20 protein-coding genes are annotated in these 22,150 nt (G+C 57.9%); 11 read left to right on the plus strand and 9 right to left on the minus strand.

Features of this window, described 5'->3' with window-relative positions; genetic code table 11:
* Window positions 1–86 precede the first annotated feature (86 nt).
* From gyrA to DWZ52_RS08795, 7 genes are all read right to left on the minus strand, one after another.
* Window positions 87–2,798 (minus strand): DNA gyrase subunit A, encoded by a 2,712-nt coding sequence (gyrA, locus tag DWZ52_RS08765; protein WP_118385362.1) that lies wholly within the window; start codon window positions 2,796–2,798, stop codon window positions 87–89.
* 41 nt (window positions 2,799–2,839) lie between these two features.
* Entirely contained in the window at window positions 2,840–4,870 is a 2,031-nt protein-coding gene (gene gyrB, locus DWZ52_RS08770) for a DNA topoisomerase (ATP-hydrolyzing) subunit B (protein ID WP_117757978.1), read from the minus strand.
* 105 nt (window positions 4,871–4,975) lie between these two features.
* The gene (locus DWZ52_RS08775; RefSeq protein WP_117806591.1) at window positions 4,976–5,539 is read right to left on the minus strand and encodes a DciA family protein; all 564 of its coding nucleotides are present in this window, start codon (window positions 5,537–5,539) and stop codon (window positions 4,976–4,978) included.
* Window positions 5,526–6,632: a DNA replication/repair protein RecF gene (locus tag DWZ52_RS08780; RefSeq protein ID WP_118385353.1), complete on the minus strand. Its 1,107-nt coding sequence runs from the start codon at window positions 6,630–6,632 to the stop codon at window positions 5,526–5,528. The genes DWZ52_RS08775 and DWZ52_RS08780 overlap by 14 nt, the downstream gene beginning before the upstream one ends.
* Before the next feature lie 9 nt (window positions 6,633–6,641).
* Window positions 6,642–7,745, minus strand: a complete 1,104-nt coding sequence (gene dnaN, locus DWZ52_RS08785) for a DNA polymerase III subunit beta (RefSeq protein WP_099432409.1) — start codon at window positions 7,743–7,745, stop codon at window positions 6,642–6,644.
* A 238-nt stretch (window positions 7,746–7,983) separates the two neighbouring features.
* On the minus strand, window positions 7,984–9,708 hold the full coding sequence (locus tag DWZ52_RS08790; protein ID WP_118385354.1) for a DnaA ATPase domain-containing protein: 1,725 nt from the start codon (window positions 9,706–9,708) through the stop codon (window positions 7,984–7,986).
* Between the two features lie 15 nt (window positions 9,709–9,723).
* Complete coding sequence (locus tag DWZ52_RS08795) at window positions 9,724–11,076, minus strand: ATP-binding protein (protein ID WP_118385355.1); 1,353 nt, start codon at window positions 11,074–11,076, stop codon at window positions 9,724–9,726.
* Between the two features lie 345 nt (window positions 11,077–11,421).
* Between DWZ52_RS08795 and rpmH the strand changes: the two genes are divergently transcribed.
* The 9 genes from rpmH to DWZ52_RS08840 all read left to right on the plus strand — a co-directional run bounded on the left by rpmH (window position 11,422) and on the right by DWZ52_RS08840 (window position 16,461).
* Window positions 11,422–11,556: a 50S ribosomal protein L34 gene (rpmH, locus tag DWZ52_RS08800; RefSeq protein ID WP_019127408.1), complete on the plus strand. Its 135-nt coding sequence runs from the start codon at window positions 11,422–11,424 to the stop codon at window positions 11,554–11,556.
* Between the two features lie 20 nt (window positions 11,557–11,576).
* Window positions 11,577–11,915, plus strand: a complete 339-nt coding sequence (gene rnpA / locus DWZ52_RS08805; RefSeq protein ID WP_117716212.1) for a ribonuclease P protein component — start codon at window positions 11,577–11,579, stop codon at window positions 11,913–11,915.
* Window positions 11,912–12,136 carry a membrane protein insertion efficiency factor YidD gene (gene yidD / locus DWZ52_RS08810; protein WP_117716213.1) on the plus strand — a complete coding sequence of 75 codons (225 nt, stop codon included), beginning with the start codon at window positions 11,912–11,914 and terminating at the stop codon, window positions 12,134–12,136. The genes rnpA and yidD overlap by 4 nt, the downstream gene beginning before the upstream one ends.
* Window positions 12,137–12,165: 29 nt before the next feature.
* Window positions 12,166–12,936, plus strand: a complete 771-nt coding sequence (locus tag DWZ52_RS08815) for a YidC/Oxa1 family membrane protein insertase (protein WP_118385356.1) — start codon at window positions 12,166–12,168, stop codon at window positions 12,934–12,936.
* A 44-nt stretch (window positions 12,937–12,980) separates the two neighbouring features.
* Complete coding sequence (locus DWZ52_RS08820) at window positions 12,981–13,550, plus strand: R3H domain-containing nucleic acid-binding protein (protein ID WP_118385357.1); 570 nt, start codon at window positions 12,981–12,983, stop codon at window positions 13,548–13,550.
* A gap of 96 nt (window positions 13,551–13,646) precedes the next feature.
* Window positions 13,647–14,384 (plus strand): 16S rRNA (guanine(527)-N(7))-methyltransferase RsmG, encoded by a 738-nt coding sequence (rsmG, locus tag DWZ52_RS08825; RefSeq protein ID WP_233547298.1) that lies wholly within the window; start codon window positions 13,647–13,649, stop codon window positions 14,382–14,384.
* Between the two features lie 134 nt (window positions 14,385–14,518).
* Window positions 14,519–15,319: a ParA family protein gene (locus DWZ52_RS08830; RefSeq protein WP_117584022.1), complete on the plus strand. Its 801-nt coding sequence runs from the start codon at window positions 14,519–14,521 to the stop codon at window positions 15,317–15,319.
* Window positions 15,312–16,217 (plus strand): ParB/RepB/Spo0J family partition protein, encoded by a 906-nt coding sequence (locus DWZ52_RS08835; protein ID WP_199579222.1) that lies wholly within the window; start codon window positions 15,312–15,314, stop codon window positions 16,215–16,217. Before DWZ52_RS08830 ends, DWZ52_RS08835 begins: the two co-directional genes overlap by 8 nt.
* Complete coding sequence (locus tag DWZ52_RS08840; RefSeq protein WP_006236197.1) at window positions 16,207–16,461, plus strand: hypothetical protein; 255 nt, start codon at window positions 16,207–16,209, stop codon at window positions 16,459–16,461. The genes DWZ52_RS08835 and DWZ52_RS08840 overlap by 11 nt, the downstream gene beginning before the upstream one ends.
* A gap of 198 nt (window positions 16,462–16,659) precedes the next feature.
* Here the strand turns inward: DWZ52_RS08840 and rlmN are convergent, their stop codons facing one another.
* Complete coding sequence (rlmN, locus tag DWZ52_RS08845; protein ID WP_118385359.1) at window positions 16,660–17,712, minus strand: 23S rRNA (adenine(2503)-C(2))-methyltransferase RlmN; 1,053 nt, start codon at window positions 17,710–17,712, stop codon at window positions 16,660–16,662.
* Window positions 17,713–17,797: 85 nt separating this feature from the next.
* On the opposite strand from rlmN, the gene DWZ52_RS08850 reads away from it, so the two are divergent.
* Together DWZ52_RS08850 and DWZ52_RS08855 are read left to right on the plus strand one after the other, a co-directional pair.
* On the plus strand, window positions 17,798–18,763 hold the full coding sequence (locus DWZ52_RS08850) for a D-alanine--D-alanine ligase (RefSeq protein WP_117637917.1): 966 nt from the start codon (window positions 17,798–17,800) through the stop codon (window positions 18,761–18,763).
* A complete protein-coding gene (locus DWZ52_RS08855) occupies window positions 18,757–21,651 on the plus strand; it encodes a helicase C-terminal domain-containing protein (protein WP_118385360.1) in 2,895 nt (964 codons plus the stop codon). The genes DWZ52_RS08850 and DWZ52_RS08855 overlap by 7 nt, the downstream gene beginning before the upstream one ends.
* Here the strand turns inward: DWZ52_RS08855 and DWZ52_RS08860 are convergent.
* Window positions 21,648–22,150: WYL domain-containing protein (locus tag DWZ52_RS08860; protein WP_147352155.1), on the minus strand; the 503-nt coding region annotated here is incomplete at its 5' end. The two genes, DWZ52_RS08855 and DWZ52_RS08860, sit on opposite strands and share 4 nt — an antisense overlap.

The following is a 22,150-nucleotide window of genomic DNA, read 5'->3' on the forward strand; positions in this document are numbered from 1 at the left end:
AGCCTCCCATTTCTTGTGTCCAAGAAATGGGAGGCAGTTCAACCGCCGATATATGGGGTCTGATATTTTCTACCAGCTAGGGCCTCTTACTCGTCTAGGAGATCCTCTGGCATGTCGTTGCCGTCGCCTAGGTCGACTGGGGCCTCTTCGGTGTCGGCTGCGGCCTCGGCGCCTTCGCCTTCGGGTTTTTCCTTGGCTGCCGTCATGCGGGCTACGGCGCAGATGCGGTCGTTGTCGTCGACGGTCATCATCTTGACGCCCTGGGTAGCGCGGCCAGTCTGGCTGATCTCGTCGGTCTTGACGCGAATGACCGTCGCGCCCTCCGTCACGATGAACAGCTCGTGCTGCGGGCCCACCGTCTTCATGGCCGCGAGATTGCCCTTACGCTCGGTCATTTGGATGGTGTAGACGCCCTGGCCGCCGCGATTCTGCTCCGGGTAGTCCGCGACCGGCGTGCGCTTGCCGTAGCCGCGCTCGGTGATGACGAACAGATCGCCGTTGCCGTTAGTGACTTCCATGCCCAGAACGCTCACGCCGTCCTTCATACCGATACCGCGAACGCCGCTGGTATCGCGGCCGGTGGCGCGCACCTGTTCCTCGGAGAACATGATCGCCTTGCCCGCGGTGGTGGCCAGGATAATCTTGTCGCCCTCGCGCACGCGGCGCACGTTCAGCAGCGCGTCGTCGTCACGCAGGTTGATAGCGATCAGGCCGTCGCGACGGCTGCGGTCATACGCGCTCATCACGGTCTTCTTGACCATGCCGCTCTTGGTGGCAAACATCAGATACTCGTCGGCAGGGAACTCGCGGCAGCTGATGACGCTCGCGATCTTCTCGCCCTCCTCGAAGGGCAGCAGGTTGACGATCGCGGTACCGCGTGCCTGGCGCGTACCCACCGGCAGCTCGTGCACCTTCAGGCGATAGACCTTGCCCTTGCTCGAGAAGAACAGCACGTACTCGTGCGTGGACGCGATGAACATCTCGTCGATGACGTCGTCCTCTTTGAGGTTGACGCCCGAGACGCCCTTGCCGCCGCGCTTCTGGGCGCGGTAGGCGGCCACCGGGATGCGCTTGACATAGCCGGTGTGGGTGATGGTCACGACCATGTCCTCGTCGGCAATGAGGTCCTCGACGTCCAGGTCCTTCTCGACATGGCTGATCTCGGTGCGGCGCTTATCGCCGAACTTCTTGGAGATCTCGCGCATCTCTTCCTTAATGACGCCCAGGATCTTCCCCTCGTGCGCCAGCAGGTCCTCGTAGTAGGCGATGGCGCGGCGCAGGCCGTCCAGCTCTTCCTGAATCTTGTCGCGCTCCAGGCCGGTCAGGCGGCGCAGCTTCATCTCGAGGATGGCCGTGGTCTGCTCGGGCGTAAAGCCAAAGCGCTCGATCAGGCGGCTGCTGGCCTCGGAGTCGGTCTGCGAGGAACGGATGATGCTGATGACCTCGTCAATATGGTCGAGAGCCATCAGGTAGCCCTCAAGGATATGCGCGCGGGCCTGGGCCTTCTTAAGGTCGAAGCGGGTGCGGCGGGTGACGACGTCGACCTGGTGGTCGATGTAGTGCTGCAGCATCTCGCGCAGGCTCAGGCATTTGGGAACGCCGTTGACAAGCGCCAGGTTGTTGGCGCCAAAGGTCGTCTGCAGCGAGGTGTACTTGTACAGGTTGTTGAGCACGACCTGCGGGATGACGCCCTTCTTGAGTTCGATGACCAGACGGATACCCTTCTGGTTGGACTCATCGCGCATATCCGAGATGCCCTCGATGCGCTTGTCGTTGACGAGCTGGGCGATCTTCTCCTGCAGGGTGCCCTTGTTGACCATGTAGGGAATCTCGGTAAAGACCAGGCGGCTGCGGCCGGTCTTGGTGGACTCCACGTGGGCCTTGGCGCGCACGGTAATGGAGCCGCGGCCGGTCTCGTAGCTCTGCTTAATACCGGCACTGCCCATGATGATGGCGCCGGTGGGGAAGTCCGGACCGGGCATGATCTGCATGAGCTCGTCGACAGTGGCATCGGGATTATCGATCAGGTAGCAGGTGGCCTCGATCGCCTCGGTGAGGTTGTGCGGGGCGATATTGGTGGCCATGCCGACGGCGATGCCTTGGCTGCCGTTGACCAGCAGGTTGGGGAAGCGCGCAGGCAGCGCCTGAGGCTCGGCGAGCGATTCGTCGTAGTTGGGCTGCCAGTCGACGGTATCCTTCTGCAGGTCACGCAGCAGCTCCATGGCGGGCTTTGCCAGGCGGCTCTCGGTGTAACGCATGGCTGCCGCGCCGTCGCCGTCGATGTTGCCGAAGTTGCCGTGACCGTCGATGAGCGGCGTGCGCATGGAGAACCACTGCGCCAGGCGAACCATGGCCTCGTAGACCGCGGAGTCGCCATGCGGGTGGTACTTACCGATAACTTCGCCGACCGTCCAGGCCGACTTCTTGTGTGGGCGGTTGGGGTAGATGCCGCTCTCGTTCATTGCGTACAGGATGCGGCGGTGCACCGGCTTTAAGCCGTCACGCACGTCCGGCAGGGCGCGGGCCGTAATGACCGACATCGAATACTCGATGAACGACTGCTTCATCTCGCGGCCAAACTCCGAAATCTGGAGCTGGCCGCCGTTGATATCCTCACCGGCCGAGGCACCACGGTCGACTTCGCCAAAGCTCTCCTCGAGCTCGGCGTCGTCGTCCTCTTCCTCATCATCATCGGCATCGGGGTTATAGGCGTCCGGGTCGCCGTCCTCGCCCTGCTCAGCACGGGCAAGCAGGCGCTTCAGATCATCGGGCATACCGGCGTCGCCGGCCTCGTCCATACCCTCGTTATTGTTGATATCGTCTGCCACGTTACCTCCTCTTAAGCGTCAAGGAAGCGTGCATCATGTGCGTGCTTCTCGATGTACTCGCGGCGATAGCCGACCTCGGAACCCATCAGCTCGCGCACGGCGCGGTCTGCCACCACGGCATCCTCGATCGACACGCGCTGCAGGATGCGGGTCTTGGGATCCATCGTCGTCGAGGCAAGCTGCTTGGGGTCCATCTCGCCCAGGCCCTTGTAGCGCTGGACGGTATAGCCCTTGCGCTTCTTGGTGATCTTGCCGTCCTTGGCCTTGCCGTCCTCGTCGTTGTCGTCGGGGTTCAGGCCCAGACTCTGGATGGTGTCGCGCAGGATCTCGTCTTCGGGCTGGCGGCCGTTGGGATACACGTAGTGGATCTTGTTGCGCACCTTAATGCCAAAGATGGGCGGGCAGGCAACATAGACGTAGCCGGCATCGATCAGCGGACGCATGTACTTGTAGAAGAACGTCAGCAGCAGGATGCGGATATGCGCACCGTCGACGTCTGCATCGGTCATGATGATGATCTTGTGGTAGCGCGCCTTGGTGATATCGAAGTCGCCGCCGTCGCCGGCGCTCGTCGTGACGCCGCAGCCGATCGCGGTAATCAGCGACTGGATGGTGTCACTCGAGAACGCGCGATGGTCACCAACGCGTTCGACGTTCAGAATCTTGCCGCGCAGGGGCAGAATCGCCTGGATGTCTCGGCGACGGCCGTCCTTGGCCGAACCGCCTGCCGAGTCGCCCTCTACGATGAAGAGCTCGGTCAGCTCGGCATCGCGCACCGAGCAGTCAGCGAGCTTACCGGGCAGGGACGCCGTCTCGAGCAGGCTCTTGCGGCGGGTCGCCTCGCGCGCCTTGCGGGCGGCGTTGCGCGCCTTGCAGGCCTGTTGCGCCTTCTTGACGATCTCGCGGGCGGGCTTGGGATGCTCCTCCAAGTAATCGGCGAGGCCGTCGGTCACGATCTTGAGCGTGAGCGCGCGCATATAGGAGCTGCCGAGCTTGGCCTTGGTCTGCCCCTCAAACTGCGGATCGGGCAGCTTGACCGAGATAACGGCCGAAAGGCCCTCGCGCACATCGTCGCCGGTCAGGTTGGCGTCTTTTTCCTTGAGCAGGTTCTGTTTGCGCGCGTAGTCGTTGATCACGCGGGTGAGCGCGGTGCGGAAGCCCTCAAGGTGCATGCCGCCCTCGGGAGTGTAGATGTCGTTGGCAAACGACATGACGTTCTCGCCGTAGCCGCTATTCCACTGCAGGGAAACCTCGACCTCGCCCATCTTGGCCACGGGAGCGTCCGGGTCCGATTTGCCCTCGATGTAGATGGGCTCCTTAAAGGCCTCGGGGACGTCCTTGCCCTCGTTGAGGAACTTGACGAAGTCGATGATGCCGCCCTCGTAGCAAAACTCCTCCACGTGGGGAGTCGCCTCGCGCTCGTCGGTCAGCACGATCTTGAGGTTCTTATTGAGGAACGCCGTCTCCTGCAGACGGTTGTGCAGCGTATCGAAATCGTAGATGCAGGTCTCGAAGATCTCGTCGTCGGGCCAGAAGGTGACGGTGGTACCCGTCGAATCCGAGGTGCCCACGACCTCCATCTTCTTGACGGTCTTGCCGCGCGAGAACTCCATCTCGTAGGTGTTGCCATCGCGACGAACCTGAACGACCACGCGCTTGGACAGTGCGTTGACGACGGAGATGCCTACGCCGTGCAGGCCGCCCGAGACCTTATAGGCCGAGTTATCGAACTTACCGCCGGCGTGCAAGATCGTCATAACGACCTCGAGCGTCGGGATCTTTTTAACAGGGTGCTCGTCGACGGGGATGCCGCGCCCGTTGTCGACGACCGTGATGGAGTTGTCGGCGTGGACCGTCACCTGGATCTCGGTGCAGAAACCGGCCATGGCCTCGTCGACGGAGTTGTCAACGATCTCCCACACCAGGTGATGCAGACCGCTGGCGCTCGTCGAGCCGATATACATGCCCGGGCGCTTACGAACGGCCTCGAGACCTTCGAGAATCTTAATCTCGCCGCCATCGTAATCGTTTTCGTTTGTCACACGTCCTCCTTCAGTCAAGAAAATGTGTACAGCCTTACTAGTTTATCGTAAAAAAATACCCTCGGGACCGAGGGTATTTGGCTCTACAAGGCCACCAGATGCGATTTAAGGCTCTTTTTTGCTTTGCACGCCCTTGGCCCACTCGGCACTGGCTCTCATGGCATTCTCGAGGGCCTCGCGCAGTTTTTGGTCTTCGATGGGCGCCACCTGGCGCTCGATCTCGGTGCACTCGGCCTCACTTAGGTCGGCGTGCGGGGCCGGCGGGCGCTCGGTCGTCGCCGGGCGCAGGCGCTCCTTGGCGGCGGGCGGCGTGTGACCGGGCGCGGTGGTTTTGAACACCAGGCCGTCCACATGCGCACCGGCGCGCTCCATGCGCGCACGGATGATCTCGCGCAACAGCGTCATTTCCTGCGTCCACGAGGGCGAGTCGAGATACACCAGCAGCTCATTGGACTCGGGCAGGTAGCGCAGCCCCGTCACATGCCGTCCCTCGCGCGTGCCCGAGCACACCGCGTTCCATGCGCGATAGACCGCGCGCGACTCCTCGGCGGCCTCCATCTGCGCACGGCGCTTAGGCGTTGCAGCCGCCAGGATGCGCTGGCGCTCTGCGTTCAAAAATCCACTGAAGGCGACTGTCTCGCTCTCGCGCTCGTAATTAGCACGTCTCACCCATGCTCACCACCTTGGCTCGATCAAGCAGGTCATCGGTAAAGTACCCCAGGTTGGTCGTAGTTATGACCGTCTGGATATCATCGCCGATCAGCCGCAGGAAAGCGCCGCGACGCTCGCCGTCGAGCTCGCTCATCACGTCGTCCAAAAGCAGCAGCGGGGCGGTGCCCAGGACATCGCGAGCCACGGCCACCTCGGCCACCTTCCAGGACAGTACCAGCGTGCGCTGCTGTCCTTGGCTGGCAAATGAACGGGCGGAGCGACCCGCCACGGTGAACTCGATCTCGTCGCGATGCGGTCCCACCAACGTCACGCCGCGGCGAATTTCCTCGTCGGCATGCTCGTCAAGGGCAGCCAGCATGCGCTCGTACGCCCAACCCTTCAGCTCTTCACGATCCTCGACCTGGGGTAAATCCCCCAGCGTGGACGCATAGGTCACGTTGGCAGCCTCGCCGGACGCCACTTGCCCGTAGGCAGTGTGCACATGGCCCGCCAGCCGGTCGAGTAGGGCCAACCGGTGCACGAGCAGGGCCGAGCCCGCGCGAGCAATCGAATCGTTCCACGCGCCGAGCATCTCGCGACAGCACCAGGTCTCCTTGAGCAGGGCGTTACGCTGGGTCACGCAGCGCCCATAGGTGCTCGCAAGATCGGCATAACGCACGCTCAGCTGCATGCCAAAGTCATCGAGGGCGGCGCGGCGCACACTGGCGCCTCGCTTAACCATGTCCAGATGGTCGGGGCAAAACAGCACGCTCGGCAGAATCCCGCGCACACCGGCGGCAGAGCATCTCTTGCCGTTGCGACTAAACGAGCGCTTACCGTCCTCCGCGCTCAATCCCATATCAAGCACGCGGCCGTCGCCCTCGAGCCTCAACTCGATCTTGCACGAGCCCACGCCGTCATGGACGAGCTCGGCTGCGGTCGGATGCCTAAACGAGGCGCCGCTCGTCAGCAGCTGCAGCGCCTCTATGAGATTGGTCTTTCCCGCCGCGTTGGGTCCCGCAAGTATCGTCACGCCCTCGTCCAGGGCAAGGCGATAGCTATCGAAGCTGCGGTAGTGCGCAACGGAAAGATCGCGGGCGAATATGGTCATGGCGCAGCGCTAGATGCGGACCGGCATGACTAGGTACAGGTAGTTGATCTTGTCGTAGGACTTGAAGATGCCCGCCTGCGAGTAGCTCTTGAGCTCCAGCGTGATCTCCTTCTCCTTGGACAGGGCATTGAGGCAGCCGAAGATGTAGTGGTAGTTGAAGGCGATGGTACCCGACTCGCCCTCGGCCTCGACATCGATCGTCTCCTGCGCAAGGTCCTGGTCATTGGAAATGGAGGACAGGCCCATCTGCCCGTTCTCGACATCGATCTCGAACTTGACGGCGGGGTTGGCGCTCGCGATAACGGCCACGCGCTTGAGGGCGGCGTTAAAGGCGGCGACGTCGATCTTGACGCTCGTCACGCACGAATCGGGGATGAGCTGCTTGTAGTTGGGGTACACGCCCTCGATGCGGCGCGACACGTAGGTGGTGTTGCCGGCCTCGAAGACGACCTGGGTGTCGGTAGCCCCGATCATAATGGTCGCCTGGCTGGCCATGATGTTCAGCGCGTCGTTAAAGGCGTCGGCTGGAACGTTGAGCTCAAAGGAGCCCTCGAGGGTCGAGGTCTCGACCTGCGTATCGCACACGGCCAAGCGGAAGGAATCGGTCGCCACCAGGCGCACGGTGTTGTTCTCGACCTTCATGTGCACGCCGCCCAGGATGGGGCGGGCCTTGTCGGTCGAGGTGACGCGCCACACGCGGCCGACCATTTCGGACAAGACATCGGTCGGCAGCTCCACGGCACTCTCGATGGCATAGGCCGGAAACTCGGGGAAGTCATTGGCATCGAGCGTGTTCAGCCTAAAAGAGCTCTTCTCGCAACCAATCAGCACCTGGCGCTCGGACAGCTCAAAGGTGACCGGGGCATCGGGGAGGGTCTTGGTGATATTGGAGAGCATCTTACAGGGGATAACCATCTCGCCCTCTTCTTCGACATGCGCCGCGATGCGATGACGGATCGAGATAGTGTAGTTAGAGGTCTGGAATTCCAAGATGCCGTCTTGGGCCTTAACGAGCACGCCCGACAGGATGGGAAGGGTGGATGCCGAAGCGACACCCTTCATAACGACGCCGATGGCTTGTGTAAGCGAGCTCTGGCTGACGGTGAACTTCATCTTTTAATACCTTTCTATAGATATAAATATCTTAATAATAGTAATAGCACTGACGAAACTGTTGATTACTCCCAAAGACGCAGGTCAGACCAAGAAAGAGAATCGACAGCAACCTGTGTGCAACAGGGGTGGTTTTCCACGTTCAAAACCTGCGCAAAACTTTTCATCACCGCGGGTTGGGTTTTAGACACCTTATGCCCGTGGTTTCGACAAGTTTTCAACAGGTGTCTCTATTTCCCTACGAGCGCAGTGTAATTTTATCGCGCAGCGACTTGAGGTCTTCGGTGACGGTGCGGTCTTCCTGGATCATCTTCTGGACCTTTTTGTAACTCGTGCTGACGGTCGAGTGGTTGCGGTTGCCAAATTCGGCGCCCACCGCCGTGGTCGTCATCTCGCACATCTCGATGGCCAGGTAGATAGCGATATGGCGTGCTTTGGCGATATTGGCGTTGCGACGCGGGCCGATGAGCTCCTCGTGCGTCACGCCGTACTGCTCTTCGATGACGGACTGAACCGTCTGGACGTTGATCTTTTTGGCCGATGTGTCAAAGTATTGGCTGGCGATGGCGTCGATATCGTCAAAGGTGAGCTCCCCGCCCTCGCGCTCGCGGTCGCCCGCCTCGCCGGCGCAGCGCTCGCAAAAGCTCTCGAGTTCGCGGATGTTGGTGCCCGAGACCTCGGCCATGTGTTTAAAGTGCTCGTCGGTTAGGTGCCCGCCGTCGCCCCCATAGGCCGCCAGCAGCGAGTCGTCGCCTGCCTCGGGAGCGGCGACGATGGTGTTCTCGTAATAGCGCTGCAAGATCTTGTATTTCATTTCGTAGCTGGGCTCTGCGACCAGGCAGAGCATGCCGGCGTTGAAGCGGCTGGTTAGACGCTCGTCCATGCTCAGGTCCTTGGGGGCGCGGTCTGCCGCGATGACGACCTTCTTGTTGTTGCGGATGAACTCGTCCATGAGCTGGAAAAAGTAGTCCACGCTCGCGCGCTTGCCGATGATGTTTTGGATGTCGTCGATGATGAGCACGTCCACGCCGTGGTACGCCTGCATGATGGGGGCGTTGCTCTTCTTTTGGCGGTCGAACTCGGTCATCAGGTCGTCCAGATATGCCTGGGAGTTGGCATACTTGACCTTGATCTCGGGCGACTTTTCGGCGAGCTCGTTTTTGATGGCAAGCAGCAGGTGCGTCTTGCCCAGGCCCGATTTGCCGTAGATGAACAGTGATGTGCACGTGCCCCGCTCGTCCGCGAGGGCGGCAAACTTGAGTGCCGAGCGATAGGCATGGCTGTTCTCGGGGCCGTAGACAAAGTTCTCAAAGGTAAATTTTGAGTTCGCGGCGAGCGGGGCTCCATCCGTATTCTGTTCGGCCGGCGCGGTCGGTGCTGGCATGGGTGAAGCGGGGGTCGCAGCTTGCGTGGATTTAGTTGGCGCTCCGCCCTTCATCTGGTTCATCATGCGACGAAAATCATCGGCCGAGAGCGTGTTCTTGATTGCAATGCCCGAATCCGCGCCCGTCGTTGCGTCGTGAGCGATGGGCATGTGCGTGACGGGTGCGTTCGTTGACGTCGCCGCCGCGGTCGGCAACGGTGCCATGGTTTCACGGGAAACATCGCTGTGCTGGTGCCCGATTGCCGGCACGTCGCCTGCGGAGGCCGGCGCCGCCGGGGAAGCAGCGGGAGCCGTGGCGGGCGCCGTCGCGGCAGCGGATTCCGTCGCGGCGCCTTGCGGTGCCACGATGTCGAGCGCAATCGGTGCAAAGGCGATTTCTTCCAGATAGGCCTCAATGGTCGGCTGATGCTTTTTGAGCTGCGCGATGGCAAAGCGCGAGGGGGCCTCGATCGTGAGCGTATCTTCGGTTAGGCTTATGGCGCGCGATTGCCCCAGCATGTTGATGAGGCGTGCATCTTGGCCGTCGCGCTGGCAAAAGGCGATGGCATCCCCCAGGATGATGCTTGCTTCCTCGTCCACTGTCTCTCCCGTTCTTTAGCTCTGAGCTCGCACGCGAGCGGCGCCGAGTTCGGTCAGATGGTATTTCTGGCCATGCTTGATGACCAAGCCGGCCTGCGCCAAGTCATTGAGCGTGCGTGACCAAGTGGGGGCCGAGTTTCCAAACGCCCTCGCCAGATCGGTAGCACCGCACGCTTGATTTTGCGCCAGATAGCCCAGCGCGGCGTTGCCGCGATCGCTTACGAACACGTCCGGTTGCGGCTGCGCATACTGATTTGCTGCATTAGGATACATCATTTGAGCTGCTGGTTGTTGAGAACTCTGCATCGGCGGCATTTGCTGTTGAAAACTTTGAGGCCACTGTTGGTAAGGCTGCGGAGTCATCTGCTGGGCCCAGGGGTTGTACTGCTGCTGCGGCATCTGCTGGTACGGCTGCTGATATCCCTGCTGGTACTGCTGCGGGAACTGCTGGCCATACCCCAGTGGCGGCATCTGCTGATATGGATATCCCTGTTGGTACGGCTGATAGCCCATTTGCTGGCCACCCGGTGCCCCCGTCGCCTGCTGCATTGCTGCTGCATCCTGATCCGCCAGCGGCATGGCCTCTGGCGCGTTTGGCGGCATCGACATCGATGCCGCCTGGGGCTCTTGTGTAGGAAGCATTCCGGGCTGCTGCATCTGTCCCACGGGGCGCTGCATCTGTTGCGTTGCCATGGGCTGCTGCGCAAAAGCTCCCGGCAGGGGATATGTGGGCTGCTCCGTCTCGGGCCGCACGGCAGCACCGCGCCCGCCGGCACGCTCGATTTCCTGCACGCGCTTGGGGTCCAGACTTACCGTCACGACGGTGCCGTTGCCCATGTTGTCCTCGATGGAGACAGCGCCACCGGCGTTTTCCAAGTACTCCTGTACCATGGGAAACCCGGCTCCGGTTCCGCGGATATACCGTTTCATCTTGCTGTTTGCGCTGGTTACGCCAAAATCGAAGGCACGCTCTTTGTCGTCGATGCCCGGACCCTGATCGGCAAAGCGGATGGTATCGCCACCGTCGAGAATCGAGATGATGGGCTCTGCAAAATGCGCGTGGATAAAGTTTTCGACAATCTCGCGGATAACCATCAGCGAGATGCGTCCTCCCTGCTCTTTCATGCACTGGTAGACGGTGTTGGTTGTCTCTTCCAAGTAGGTACGGACGTCTTGCGGTTCGATGACGATGACACGCGGTGTCGACAGCATGTCATCGTAGACCGCGATGCGCGCTGCATACATGGCTTTTGGTGCTTGTGCGGTGTCCTGCTCACCCTCGTTGCGTTTTTCGCGCACGCCGGTGATGTGCTCGTTGTCGGGTGCCGGATCACCGGAATCGACCATGGTGTAGAAGTCGTCAGACATGCCGCTCGCAATCTTTCAAAAGGTTTTGAACAAATAGTAGCTCACCGCGCAATGTTTCTCATCTTTCGACAAGTTTTCAAAACCTGTTGAAAACTTTGGAAAACGGACGAAAAGTTCTCAACATTTCCAACACGACCTGTTGAAAACACGATGAAATTTCGTGAAAAGTTGCCTGCTGCCTCAAATGCCGGTTCTGCTTATGGGGGAACCGTGTGCTCTTTGCAACCTTTTACCTTTGATTTCTTGACATTTGAACATTGATTTCCCTACAATCTTCAAGCTCACGTGTCTATATCTGCGTCCGCGCTCCCGCGGACGCTCGAAATGCAGCAGGAGGAACTTAAGATGAAGCGTACGTATCAGCCTAATAAGCGTAAGCGTGCCAAGACCCATGGCTTCCGTGCCCGTATGGCCACCAAGGGTGGTCGTGCCGTGCTCGCCCGTCGCCGCGCCAAGGGCCGCAAGCGTCTCACTGTCTAGCAGCGATACACACATCTCGCATGAAGACTATTAAGTCTCGGCAAGATTTCGAGCATGTGTTCAGTCAGGGGCGTCGTTTCAATCACCCTCTGATTCGAATGACCATATGTGAATCGGTTGGCGAAGGCGACTCCGGAAGGGTCGCCTTCGTTGGTGCTAAACGGCTCGGTTGTGCAGTCGTGCGCAACCGTTCTAAGCGTGTGATGCGCGAGGCCGCCCGCAGCTGCGGATTTCCCGTTGCGGGTTATGACATCATCTTGTTCGCGACTCCCAAGACGAGGATTTCCTCGCCGCAGGAGATGGACAAGGCGTTGCGTTCGCTTATGAAACGCGCCGGCGTTGCCGGGGAGGAGCGATGAGCAATCACGTTTTGCGACGTGTTGCCATCGCTCCTATTCGCATATATCAACAGGTTATTTCGCCCTTATTGCCTGACGCTTGCATTTATTACCCAACGTGCTCGCAATACGCCATTCAGGCGATTGAGCGGTACGGTGTTTTGAGAGGCTGCTGGCTTGCCGTGAGGCGCATCGCTCGCTGCAATCCCCTGCACGTCGGCGGTTATGACCCTGTGCCCTAGCGGGCACTCGCTATCGGAGGAAAACTTACATGTGGGATTGGATTGTTAACATCCTTTTCGAGCTGCTCAAGCTCATCCAGACCTTTGCGGTCGACTGGGGCCTGTCCATCATCATCCTGGTGGTCATCATCCGTCTGCTGCTGACGCCGCTTATGCTCAAGTCGACCAAGTCGACGGCTCGCATGCAGGTGCTGCAGCCCAAGATGCTCGAGATCCAGGAGCGTTACGCCGACGATCCCCAGCGTCAGGCCGAGGAGATGCAGAAGTTCTACAGCGAGAACAAGTTCAATCCGCTGTCCGGCTGCCTGCCGCTTCTGATTCAGATGCCCATCCTCATCGCCCTGTTCACGCTTCTGCGCAACCTACCGCAGTACTTTAACGAGGGCACGTTCTCGTTCTTCAGCATCCTGCCCGACTTGACCACCACGCCGAGCGCCTCCTTTGCCGATGGCTTTATGGTGGCACTGCCTGCGCTGATCTGCCTGATCCTGTTTGCCGTTCTGACCCTGATTCCGCAGCTCTACATGTCGCGCAACCAGACCGGTCAGCAGGCGCAGAGCATGCGCATGATGGCCGTTGTCATGACCGTCATGATGCTTTGGATGGGCTGGAGCCTGCCCGTCGGCGTTCTGCTGTACTACGATGTTTCCTCTGCCTGGCAGGTTATCCAGCAGATCTTCGTGACGCAGAAGGTTATCGACAAGGCTAAGGCCGAAGAGGAGGAGCGTCTTAAGAACGCCCCGTTGCAGGTCGAGGTCACTCGTCGCGAGAAGAAGCCGCGTCCGCACAAGAAGAAGTAATGGGACAGTAATCTTATTTAGGTACCTAATTTTTGGAGTACGTTATGTCTGAAGAGATCATCGAGGATATGCTTGAGGAGGTTGCCCCGCAGATTGCGGGCGATTATCCCGAGATTGCACAGCGCTACAAGGCCGGTGAAGAGCTGACCGATGAGGAGCTCGACACCATTGCCGATGTTGCGATTTCCATTCTGCGTTCCATCCTTTCGCACTTCGATGCCGCCAACTCTCCTATTGATGAGTACGAGGGCGACGAGGGCGAGCTGATTTTGGATGTTACGGCTCCTGATCTTGCTGTTCTCATTGGTCGCCATGGACGTACCCTCGATGCCCTTCAGGTTATGTTCTCGCTGCTGGTGAGCCGCAAGCTTGGCTTTAGGTATCCGGTCGTCGTTGACGTTGAAGGCTACAAGAGCCGTCGTCAGGAGAAGGTTGCCTCTATGGCTCAGTCTGCCGCCGAGCGTGCCATCCGTACTCATAAGAGTGTTTCGCTTCCGCCCATGAATGCCTATGAGCGCCGACTGGTTCACATTGCGCTTCGTGGCAATGATGCCGTCGATACCCATTCTGAGGGTTCTGACCCTGATCGCCATGTGGTGATTGTTGCTCGATAATTTACTCGAGCTTATGCTAAGGGGGCGTGGTTTCCACGTCCCCTTTTTTTGTCAAAAGTTCTCGATACAATGATTTTTGTCAGAAAGGAGCTTCTGTTGTTTGTACTTACAGACCTGCAGGCTGACGAGATGCTAAGTCGACTAACCTCCTATTGCAAAGAGTATTCCTTGAATATAAATGATGCTGATCTAAGGAAATGTATTCAGCATTTGGATTTGGTTCTTGAAACTAATAAGACAACCAATCTCACTCGTATTCTTAACGTAGAAGATGCTGCTGTACTTCATATCCTCGACTCACTTGTTTTGCTCCCTTATATCAATAAGGCTCCTGAGGGTGCTTTGCTCGATATGGGAACAGGTGCGGGCTTCCCTGGTATTCCATTAACGATAACCACGCATCGAAAAGCTACTTATATTGACTCTGTTGGCAAGAAGGTCGATGCTGTCAATACTTTTGCTCATGCTCTGGGATTGAAAAATGGTCATGCAGTCCATGATCGCCTTGAAGAATATGCTCGAAGCCATAAGAAACAGTTCTCTGTCGTAACCGCTCGTGCACTCGCCCCTCTACCGATTCTTGTTGAGTATGCTGCTCCGTTCCTCAAAGACGGAGGGCTATTTGTTATCACCAAGGGTAATCCTTCGGATGAGGAGCTTGCTTCCGGCATGTCAGCAGCTAAGATTTGCGGCTTCACTTTGCTTCTGAATGACGCAATCGATTTGCCTGAGGGCTTGGGCCACAGGGAGTTCATTGTTCTTAAAAAGAGTCATCCGGCATCCGTTTCATTGCCTCGTGCAAATGGCATGGCAAAGAAGAATCCGCTTGCCTAGATGTTTCACGTGAAACATAATGGATACTAACAACTTGCAGTGTTTCACGTGAAACATGGCGGTTGATATCGAATCGGAATGTTTCACGTGAAACATCCTCCGTTTGACAGCTTTAATACACACCAGGAGGGACCGTGGGATTTCGCGACGTTAAGCGTTCTAAGAGCGCAAAAGACACGCGTATCATTGCAATCATCAATCAAAAAGGCGGCGTCGGTAAGTCAACGACGGCTGTGAACCTTGCAGCAGCACTGGGTGAGCAGGGTCGTAAGACACTGATTGTCGATTTTGATCCGCAGGGAAACAGCACCAGTGGATTTGGAATTGAAAAAGAAGACCTTGATCGCTGCATCTATGATGCATTGTTGAATGATGTGCCGGCAGAATCGCTTGTTCTTGATACAAATTGCAAAAAGGTATTCGTAATTCCAGCTACGATTCAGCTTGCAGGTGCCGAAATTGAGCTCGTAAGCGCAATTGCTCGTGAAACCCGCCTCAAAGATTTGCTTGAGCCGATTCAGGACGAGTTCGATTTTATTTTCATTGACTGTCCTCCTTCGCTCGGCCTGCTTACTATCAATGCCTTGACCGCAGCAGACAGCGTTTTGATTCCGATCCAGTGCGAGTACTACGCACTCGAGGGCGTTACGAAGCTGCTAGAGTCAATGAAGATGGTCAAATCACGTCTGAACAAGGGCTTAGACACCTATGGTGTGCTTATGACTATGTATGACTCGCGTACTTCTCTATCGAATCAGGTTGTTGAGGAGGTTCAATCGTACTTTGGTGATAAGGCATTTAAGACGCTAATCCCCCGTACGGTTAAAATCTCCGAAGCTCCGTCTTTTGGAGAACCGGTAATTACCTATGCACCTCAAAACAAGGGTGCAAAAGCGTATATGAACCTTGCAAAAGAGGTGATCAAGCGTGCCTAGTGTAAAGAAACGTGGCGGATTGGGACGTGGACTCAATGCTTTGGTCTCAGAGGCCGAGTATGAGACCGGTGGTTCTGCTGTATCTGCTTCAAATGCCGCATCTGTAACAAAACTACCTATTGAGGATATCGTTCCCAACCCTAATCAACCGCGAATTCATTTTAATGAAACTGAACTTCGCGAGTTGAGCGAGTCAATCCAAGAGCATGGCGTTTTGCAGCCGCTCTTGGTTCGCAAGCATGGAAACGGCTATGAGATCATCGCTGGTGAGCGTCGGTATCAGGCATCAAAGCTTGCTGGTCTTGAGGAACTGCCTGTCATCATTAAAGATGTTAATGATGAAGAGATGCTGGCACTTGCTCTTATCGAAAACCTTCAGCGTTCTGATCTGAATCCCGTCGAAGAGGCTAAGGGCTATCGCCAGCTTATCGATGCCAGCGGTATGACCCAGGAGGCATTGTCGAAGGCAGTAAGCAAGTCACGCTCTGCAATTACAAACTCGCTGCGTCTTCTCGATCTCCCCGAAGTAGTTCAGCAGATGATTTTTGAGGGCAAACTTACTGCTGGTCATGCGCGTGCGATTCTTGCAGTTCCCTATGAGGACGCGCGTATTCGACTTGCAGAGAAAGTTGTTACAGAGGGCCTTTCCGTAAGAGCGACAGAAAATCTTGCTCCGTTGTTTTCTGCCGGAGAGACACCTAAGACGCCGAGGCCTGCAACGCCTCAGTCTTTTAAAAAGGCTGCCCGCGTGCTTCGTCAGGTTTTTAATACCAACGTGCGTGTGAAGAGCTCGCGTGGAAAGAATAAGATTGAGATTGAGTTTAAAGACGAGGAAGAGCTCTCTCGTATTCTTGGCGAAATGATTCAGTTTGATCAAGGAGGCCAAGATGAGGAATAAGATTTTAACAGCGATTGCATTGGTGACGACTGTCGCAGCTGGTGCCTTTGCTGGCTATAGGATCGCGACAGACGATGAACTTCGAGGTCGTTTGCTTCGTAGCGCGCAAGATATCGTCGATACTTCCAAAAAGAAAATGGATGTTATGACAGAAGATGTTGCCATGCGTACTGCTCAGGTAACGAAGAATCCCAAGATTAATCAAGGTTGGGTCAGCAACCAATGGGAAAATGTAGGCTATTAGGTACCTAACAATTACTCAGCAAATTGTGAGGGGTCCTTGTCTGATTCATGAGACAAGGACCCCTTATTTTGGCCGTAAAAATGGGACAGGTAGCAGCTGATTCAAAATTAAGGTCAATAAATGAAACGACCCCGGTTGCATATCCTGCAACAGGGGCCGTTCGATGTTTCACATGAAACGTTTTGGAGTGTGACTCCCCTATGCGTTCTTCTGAACTTTGAAACGCTGTTTCAGCTGTCCGCAAGCGGCGTCAATATCGTTACCACGGGAGTTACGAATCGTGGTCTCGATACCACGGGACTCAAGACGACGCTGAAGATCCTCAACCTTATGAATCGACGCCGGCTTGAGCGGGCTGCCCTCGATGTCGTTAAGTTGAATCAGGTTAACGTGGCACAGCGTTCCCTCGCAGAAGTCGCAGAGTGCCTGCATCTCGGGATTCGTATCGTTGACGCCTTCGATCATGGCATACTCATAGGTCGGGCGGCGGCCAGTCTTCTCGGTGTAGAGCTGAAGCGCTTCGTGAAGGCGAAGCAGCGTGTATTTCTTAACACCGGGCATGAGCTTATTGCGCGTCGACTGGATGGCGGAATGCAGGGAAACGGCAAGAGTGAACTGCTCGGGGATATCGGCAAATTTGCGAATACCGGGAATAACGCCGCTGGTAGAGACGGTGAGGTGACGAGCGCCGATACCGATACCATCGGGGTCGTTGAGGATACGCAATGCCTTGAGAACCTCGTCGTAGTTGGCAAACGGCTCGCCCTGGCCCATGAAGACAACGCTTGTGGCACGCTCGCCAAAGTCGTTGGATACATGAAGCACCTGGTCGACGATCTCTTGAGCGGTCAGAGAGCGCTTGAGGCCGTTGAGACCGGTAGCGCAAAAGGCGCAGCCCATGCCGCAGCCTGCCTGGGTGGAAACGCAGACGGAAAGTTTGTTACGACGGGGCATGCCGACAGTCTCGACGGAAATGCCATCGTGGTACTCGAGCAGATACTTGCGCGAGCCATCTTTGGAAACCTGCTTGGTGAGTTCAGTCGGCGTATCAAAGGCAAAAGCCTCTTTAAGCTGCTCACGGAAAGCCTTGGGAAGGTTGGTCATATCGTCAAACGAACAAACGTTCTTCTCAAAGACCCATTCGATGAGCTGCTTCGCGCGGAAGGCGGGCTGGCCAAGTTCGGCCACGAGCTCGCGAATATCGTTTTGGCTCAAGTCGCGAATGTCCTGAGATTTAGTCCTGGGATTCATGGAAGCCTTTCGATTTTGGGGAAACGTAGAGGGTATCGCTACAATATGGTATCAGCTGCAGAAATTATAGAGGAGGAGTCTGCCCATGCCGGGTAAAAGCCTAGAGAACATGCACGTAGCGGTCTTGGCGGGCGGTCATTCCGCCGAGCGCGAGATCTCGCTCGATTCGGGAAAGAACGTTGTGGTGGCACTGAAGGAAGCCGGCTACACCTCGGTGGAGCTGCTTGACACGGCCGCTGATGACTTTATGGTAACCATGGCGACCGGCGGATTCGATGTGGCATTTATCGCCATGCACGGCGCCGGCGGTGAGGATGGCGCCATGCAGGGTGCCATGGAGACCCTGGGTATCCCCTACACGGCCTCGGGCGTACTTGCCAGCGCCTGCGGTGCCGACAAGGAGGTCTCTAAGCTCCTATACGCCAAGGCGGGCATTCCCATTGCCCCCGGCCTTGCGCTCGAGGTGGGCGATGAAGTCGATATCGATCATATCGTCGAGGTTTGTGGCGAGCGCTGCTTTGTGAAGCCGGCCGTCAACGGTTCCAGCTATGGCATTTCCCTGGTCCATGAGCCCTCCGAGCTGCCCGCGGCAATCGCCAAGGCGTTTGAGTACGGCGACAAAGTGCTGGTCGAGAAGTGCATCGAGGGTACCGAGATCACCGTCGGCGTATACGGCGAAGATGACGTACGCGCCCTGCCGATTGTCGAGATTCGTAAGCCCGAGGACTGCGAGTTCTACGATCTGGACGTGAAGTATGTCGACCCTACGGATATCCATCGCATTCCGGCGCAGATTTCACCCGAGAATTACGCTCGCGCTCAGGAACTTGCCTGTGCCGCTCACAAGGCCCTCGGTTGCCTGGGTATCTCGCGCAGCGACTTTATTGTGAGCGAGGACGGCCCCGTTATCCTCGAGACCAATACCATTCCCGGCATGACCGATACGTCGCTGTATCCGGATGAGATCCGCCACACCGACGACATGACGTTCCCGCAGGTCTGTGACAGCCTGATCCGTATGGGCCTTCGTCGAGCGGGCATTGCATGCTAATCGAGGACGCGGTTTCGTCAGGAACGCCGCAGTTTGTCATCGACTCCTATGCCACGCTTGCCGACCGCGCCAAAACGCAGTCCTTCGGCCTTATCGAGGAAGATGTGATTATCCTCGATACCGAGACCACGGGTCTTTCGGTGCAGGACAACGAGCTGATCGAGATCTCGGCGGCCCGTCTTTCGGGCCGCGAGGTCATCGACCGCTTCGATACCTTCGTGCATCCCAGGCAGCTGATTCCCGCCGAGATTACCGAGCTCACGAGCATTACAAATGCCGATGTGGCAGATGCCCCGTCGGCGGTTGAGGCCGTCGCCGCTCTCGCCGATTTTGTCGGTGGCTGCCCGGTGATCGCACACAACGCCACGTTCGACCGCTCGTTTATCGAGTCGGTCAAAGGCGGCGTCAACGTGAGCGATATTTGGATCGATTCGCTGGCGCTGTCGCGCATCGCGCTTCCGCGCCTGGCCTCGCACAAGCTGTCTTTTATGGCCGATCTGTTTGGCTGCGACTCGGTATCACACCGTGCCAATGCCGACGTCGACGCCCTGTGTGGCGTATGGCGCGTGTTGCTCGTGGCGCTCACCGACTTGCCCCAGGGCCTCATGGCGCGCCTAGCCGACATGCATCCGGACGTGCCTTGGTCCTATCGTCCTATCTTCTCATTCTTGGCAGGGCAGAACCCTGGTCCCATCTTCTCTCTCAGCGCCGCTCGTGCTGACGTTCTCAAGGCCGATCGCGCCGACGATCGGGTGGACGCCGATGAACTGCCGGTTCTCAAGATGCCGAGTCGTGAGGAGATCGAGGCAGACTATGCGCCAGGTGGCCTGGTCAATCGCATGTATCCCACCTACGAGCCGCGTGATGAGCAGATCGCGATGGCGCTCGAGGTCCGCGATGCGCTGGTCACGGGCACTCATCGAGTAATTGAGGCAGGCACAGGCGTCGGCAAATCGATGGCCTATCTGGTGCCTTTTGCCGAGGCAGCACGCCGTAACAACATCACGGTTGGTATTGCGACCAAATCGAACAATCTTGCCGACCAGCTCATGTACCATGAGCTGCCAAAACTTGCGGAGCAACTGGACGGTGGTCTGTCATTTTGCGCTCTCAAGGGGTATGACCACTATCCGTGCCTGCGCAAGCTTGAGCGCATGAGCCGCGGCCAGGTCGAGATTACCACCAAGCGCGATCCGGCGGACACGCTCACGGCGGTCGCGGTCATTATGGCGTACGTCTGCCAATCAGCCGATGGCGACCTCGACTCGCTCGGCATTCGGTGGCGCAGCGTCAACCGTCCCGACTTTACGACGGCCTCGCGCGAGTGTGCTCGTCGCCTCTGCCCGTTTTTCCCTGATAAATGTTTGGTCCACGGCGCTCGCCGTCGTGCGGCGCATGCCGATGTGGTGGTCACCAACCATTCCCTGCTGTTCCGCAACGTCGCGGCCGAGGGCAGGATTTTGCCGCCGATTCGTCATTGGGTAATCGACGAGGCCCATTCCATCGAGCGCGAGGCGCGCCGTCAGTGGGCGCGTGTGGTGTCGGCGGACGAATCACGCGTTCTGTTTGAGCGTCTGGGTGGCTCGAGCACCGGCGCGCTAAGCCAGGTTTCCCGTGATTTGGCAACCTCCGAGGGCTCTACGCTCTATCTGGGCCTTACTGCCAAGGCGACGTCGACGGTTGCGCGCGCGAGCATGGCGATTGCCGGCGTGTTCGATGGCGTTCGCGAGCTCGGTCGCCGTGCCCGTGGGGGCTATGACAATGCCAATCTATGGATTGGCCCCGAGCTGCGCGAATCTGACGACTGGCATGATTTCTTACAGTCGGCCTACACTGGCATCGACGCATTGGAACAAGCTGACAAGAGCGTCGACGCGCTGGTGCAAGCCGTCGCCGCCGACAAGCCAGAGGTTGTTGTCGACCTGGGTGATATCTCGCGCCGCCTGCACGAGCTGGCCGAGAACCTAAAACTCATCATTGATGGTACCGATGAACACTACGTGTATTCGCTGCAGGTCAATCGCAGGCTGCGTGCCGGCGGAGAGTCAATGACCGCAGAGCGCATCGACATTGGCGAGGCCTTGGCAACCGAGTGGCTGCCCGAGGTTCACACGGCTATCTTTGCCTCGGCGACCATGACGGTGTCCAAAAGCTTTGAACACTTTAACCATGCGGTCGGCCTCGATCGCATCGGTGCTTCAACATCCTCATCGCTGCACTTGGACTCGAGCTACGACTTCGATTCGAACATGGCTGTAGTCGTTGCGGGCGATATCCCCGATCCGCGCGATCGTGAGAGCTATCTTACGGCGCTCGAGCGCGTGCTGGTCGACGCCCATCTTGCCATGGGCGGATCGGTGCTCACGTTGTTCACCAATCGGCGCGACATGGAGGACCTATACGCCCGCGTTGAGCCCAAGATGGCCCGTGCGGGTCTGGAGCTCAACTGCCAGCAGCGCAACTCATCTCCTCGTCGCCTGCGCGACCGGTTTATCAACGAACCGACCTCGTCGCTTTTTGCGCTCAAGGCCTTCTGGGAGGGGTTTGATGCCAGCGGCGAGACGCTGCGCTGCGTCATCATTCCCAAGTTGCCGTTCTCGAGCCCCACGGACCCGCTCTCGTGCGAGCGCAACCTGCGCGAAGACCGCGCATGGGCGCGCTATTCGCTGCCCGAGGCGGTGCTCGAGGTTAAGCAGGCCGCGGGGCGTTTGATTCGCTCGTCGACCGATAGCGGTGTGCTGATCTTGGCGGATCCTCGCCTGGTGACGAAGGGCTATGGCAAGAAGTTCTTAACGTCGCTGCCCACGAGCTCCTACCAGCGCATCGAATCGGCGCAGATCGGGCACTATCTACAGCTGTGGCGTGCACGCCACGAGCGGCGGCGCTAAAGCGGACAGACGAGGGTTTTTGCCATATCGCACAGACGCTTTGACAGGGCGGGGTCATCCAAGATGCGGATGGCTCCGCCCGCTGCGATTATCTGGCTCAGCAGCCAACGCTCGGAGCCGTAATGTACGGTTACCGTTGCCATGTCTGTCCCGCTGCGTTCGATTAGGGTGATGCCGGCCCAGTCCAGATGCTCCGCCATATCGAATGGCATCAAGAGCTTTGCGCTACGCTGCGTCCGGGCAAGGGAATCGTGGAGGGATGCAACGTCCGGTGCGTGAGGCACGACGGAGTCTTCCGTTAAGGCGAGTCCCTCGATTTTATCCATGCGATAGGTGCGCTGCTCATCGACCGCGATGTCCCAGGCAATCAGATATGTTTGGTCGCCGTTTGCTGTAATGCGCAAGGGGTCGACCAGACGCTCGCGTGGCCGCGCATCGTCCATCGAGCGATACGAGATACGACAGACACTATGACCCAATCCGAGGGCACTAAAAAGAC

Source organism: Collinsella sp. AF33-16 (assembly GCF_003475325.1).
Taxonomy (GTDB): Bacteria; Actinomycetota; Coriobacteriia; order Coriobacteriales; family Coriobacteriaceae; genus Collinsella.

Coding starts and splice junctions, on each gene's coding strand:
- yidD (WP_117716213.1), top strand. CDS start 11,912: ATGAGCAATCACGTTTTGCGACGTGTTGCCATCGCTCCTATTCGCATA.
- DWZ52_RS08820 (WP_118385357.1), top strand. CDS start 12,981: ATGTCTGAAGAGATCATCGAGGATATGCTTGAGGAGGTTGCCCCGCAG.
- rlmN (WP_118385359.1), bottom strand. CDS start 17,712: ATGAATCCCAGGACTAAATCTCAGGACATTCGCGACTTGAGCCAAAAC.
- DWZ52_RS08855 (WP_118385360.1), top strand. CDS start 18,757: ATGCTAATCGAGGACGCGGTTTCGTCAGGAACGCCGCAGTTTGTCATC.
- DWZ52_RS08780 (WP_118385353.1), bottom strand. CDS start 6,632: ATGACCATATTCGCCCGCGATCTTTCCGTTGCGCACTACCGCAGCTTC.
- DWZ52_RS08815 (WP_118385356.1), top strand. CDS start 12,166: ATGTGGGATTGGATTGTTAACATCCTTTTCGAGCTGCTCAAGCTCATC.
- DWZ52_RS08795 (WP_118385355.1), bottom strand. CDS start 11,076: ATGTCTGACGACTTCTACACCATGGTCGATTCCGGTGATCCGGCACCC.
- rnpA (WP_117716212.1), top strand. CDS start 11,577: ATGAAGACTATTAAGTCTCGGCAAGATTTCGAGCATGTGTTCAGTCAG.
- DWZ52_RS08840 (WP_006236197.1), top strand. CDS start 16,207: ATGAGGAATAAGATTTTAACAGCGATTGCATTGGTGACGACTGTCGCA.
- gyrA (WP_118385362.1), bottom strand. CDS start 2,798: ATGGACGAGGCCGGCGACGCCGGTATGCCCGATGATCTGAAGCGCCTG.
- rpmH (WP_019127408.1), top strand. CDS start 11,422: ATGAAGCGTACGTATCAGCCTAATAAGCGTAAGCGTGCCAAGACCCAT.
- DWZ52_RS08850 (WP_117637917.1), top strand. CDS start 17,798: ATGCCGGGTAAAAGCCTAGAGAACATGCACGTAGCGGTCTTGGCGGGC.
- dnaN (WP_099432409.1), bottom strand. CDS start 7,745: ATGAAGTTCACCGTCAGCCAGAGCTCGCTTACACAAGCCATCGGCGTC.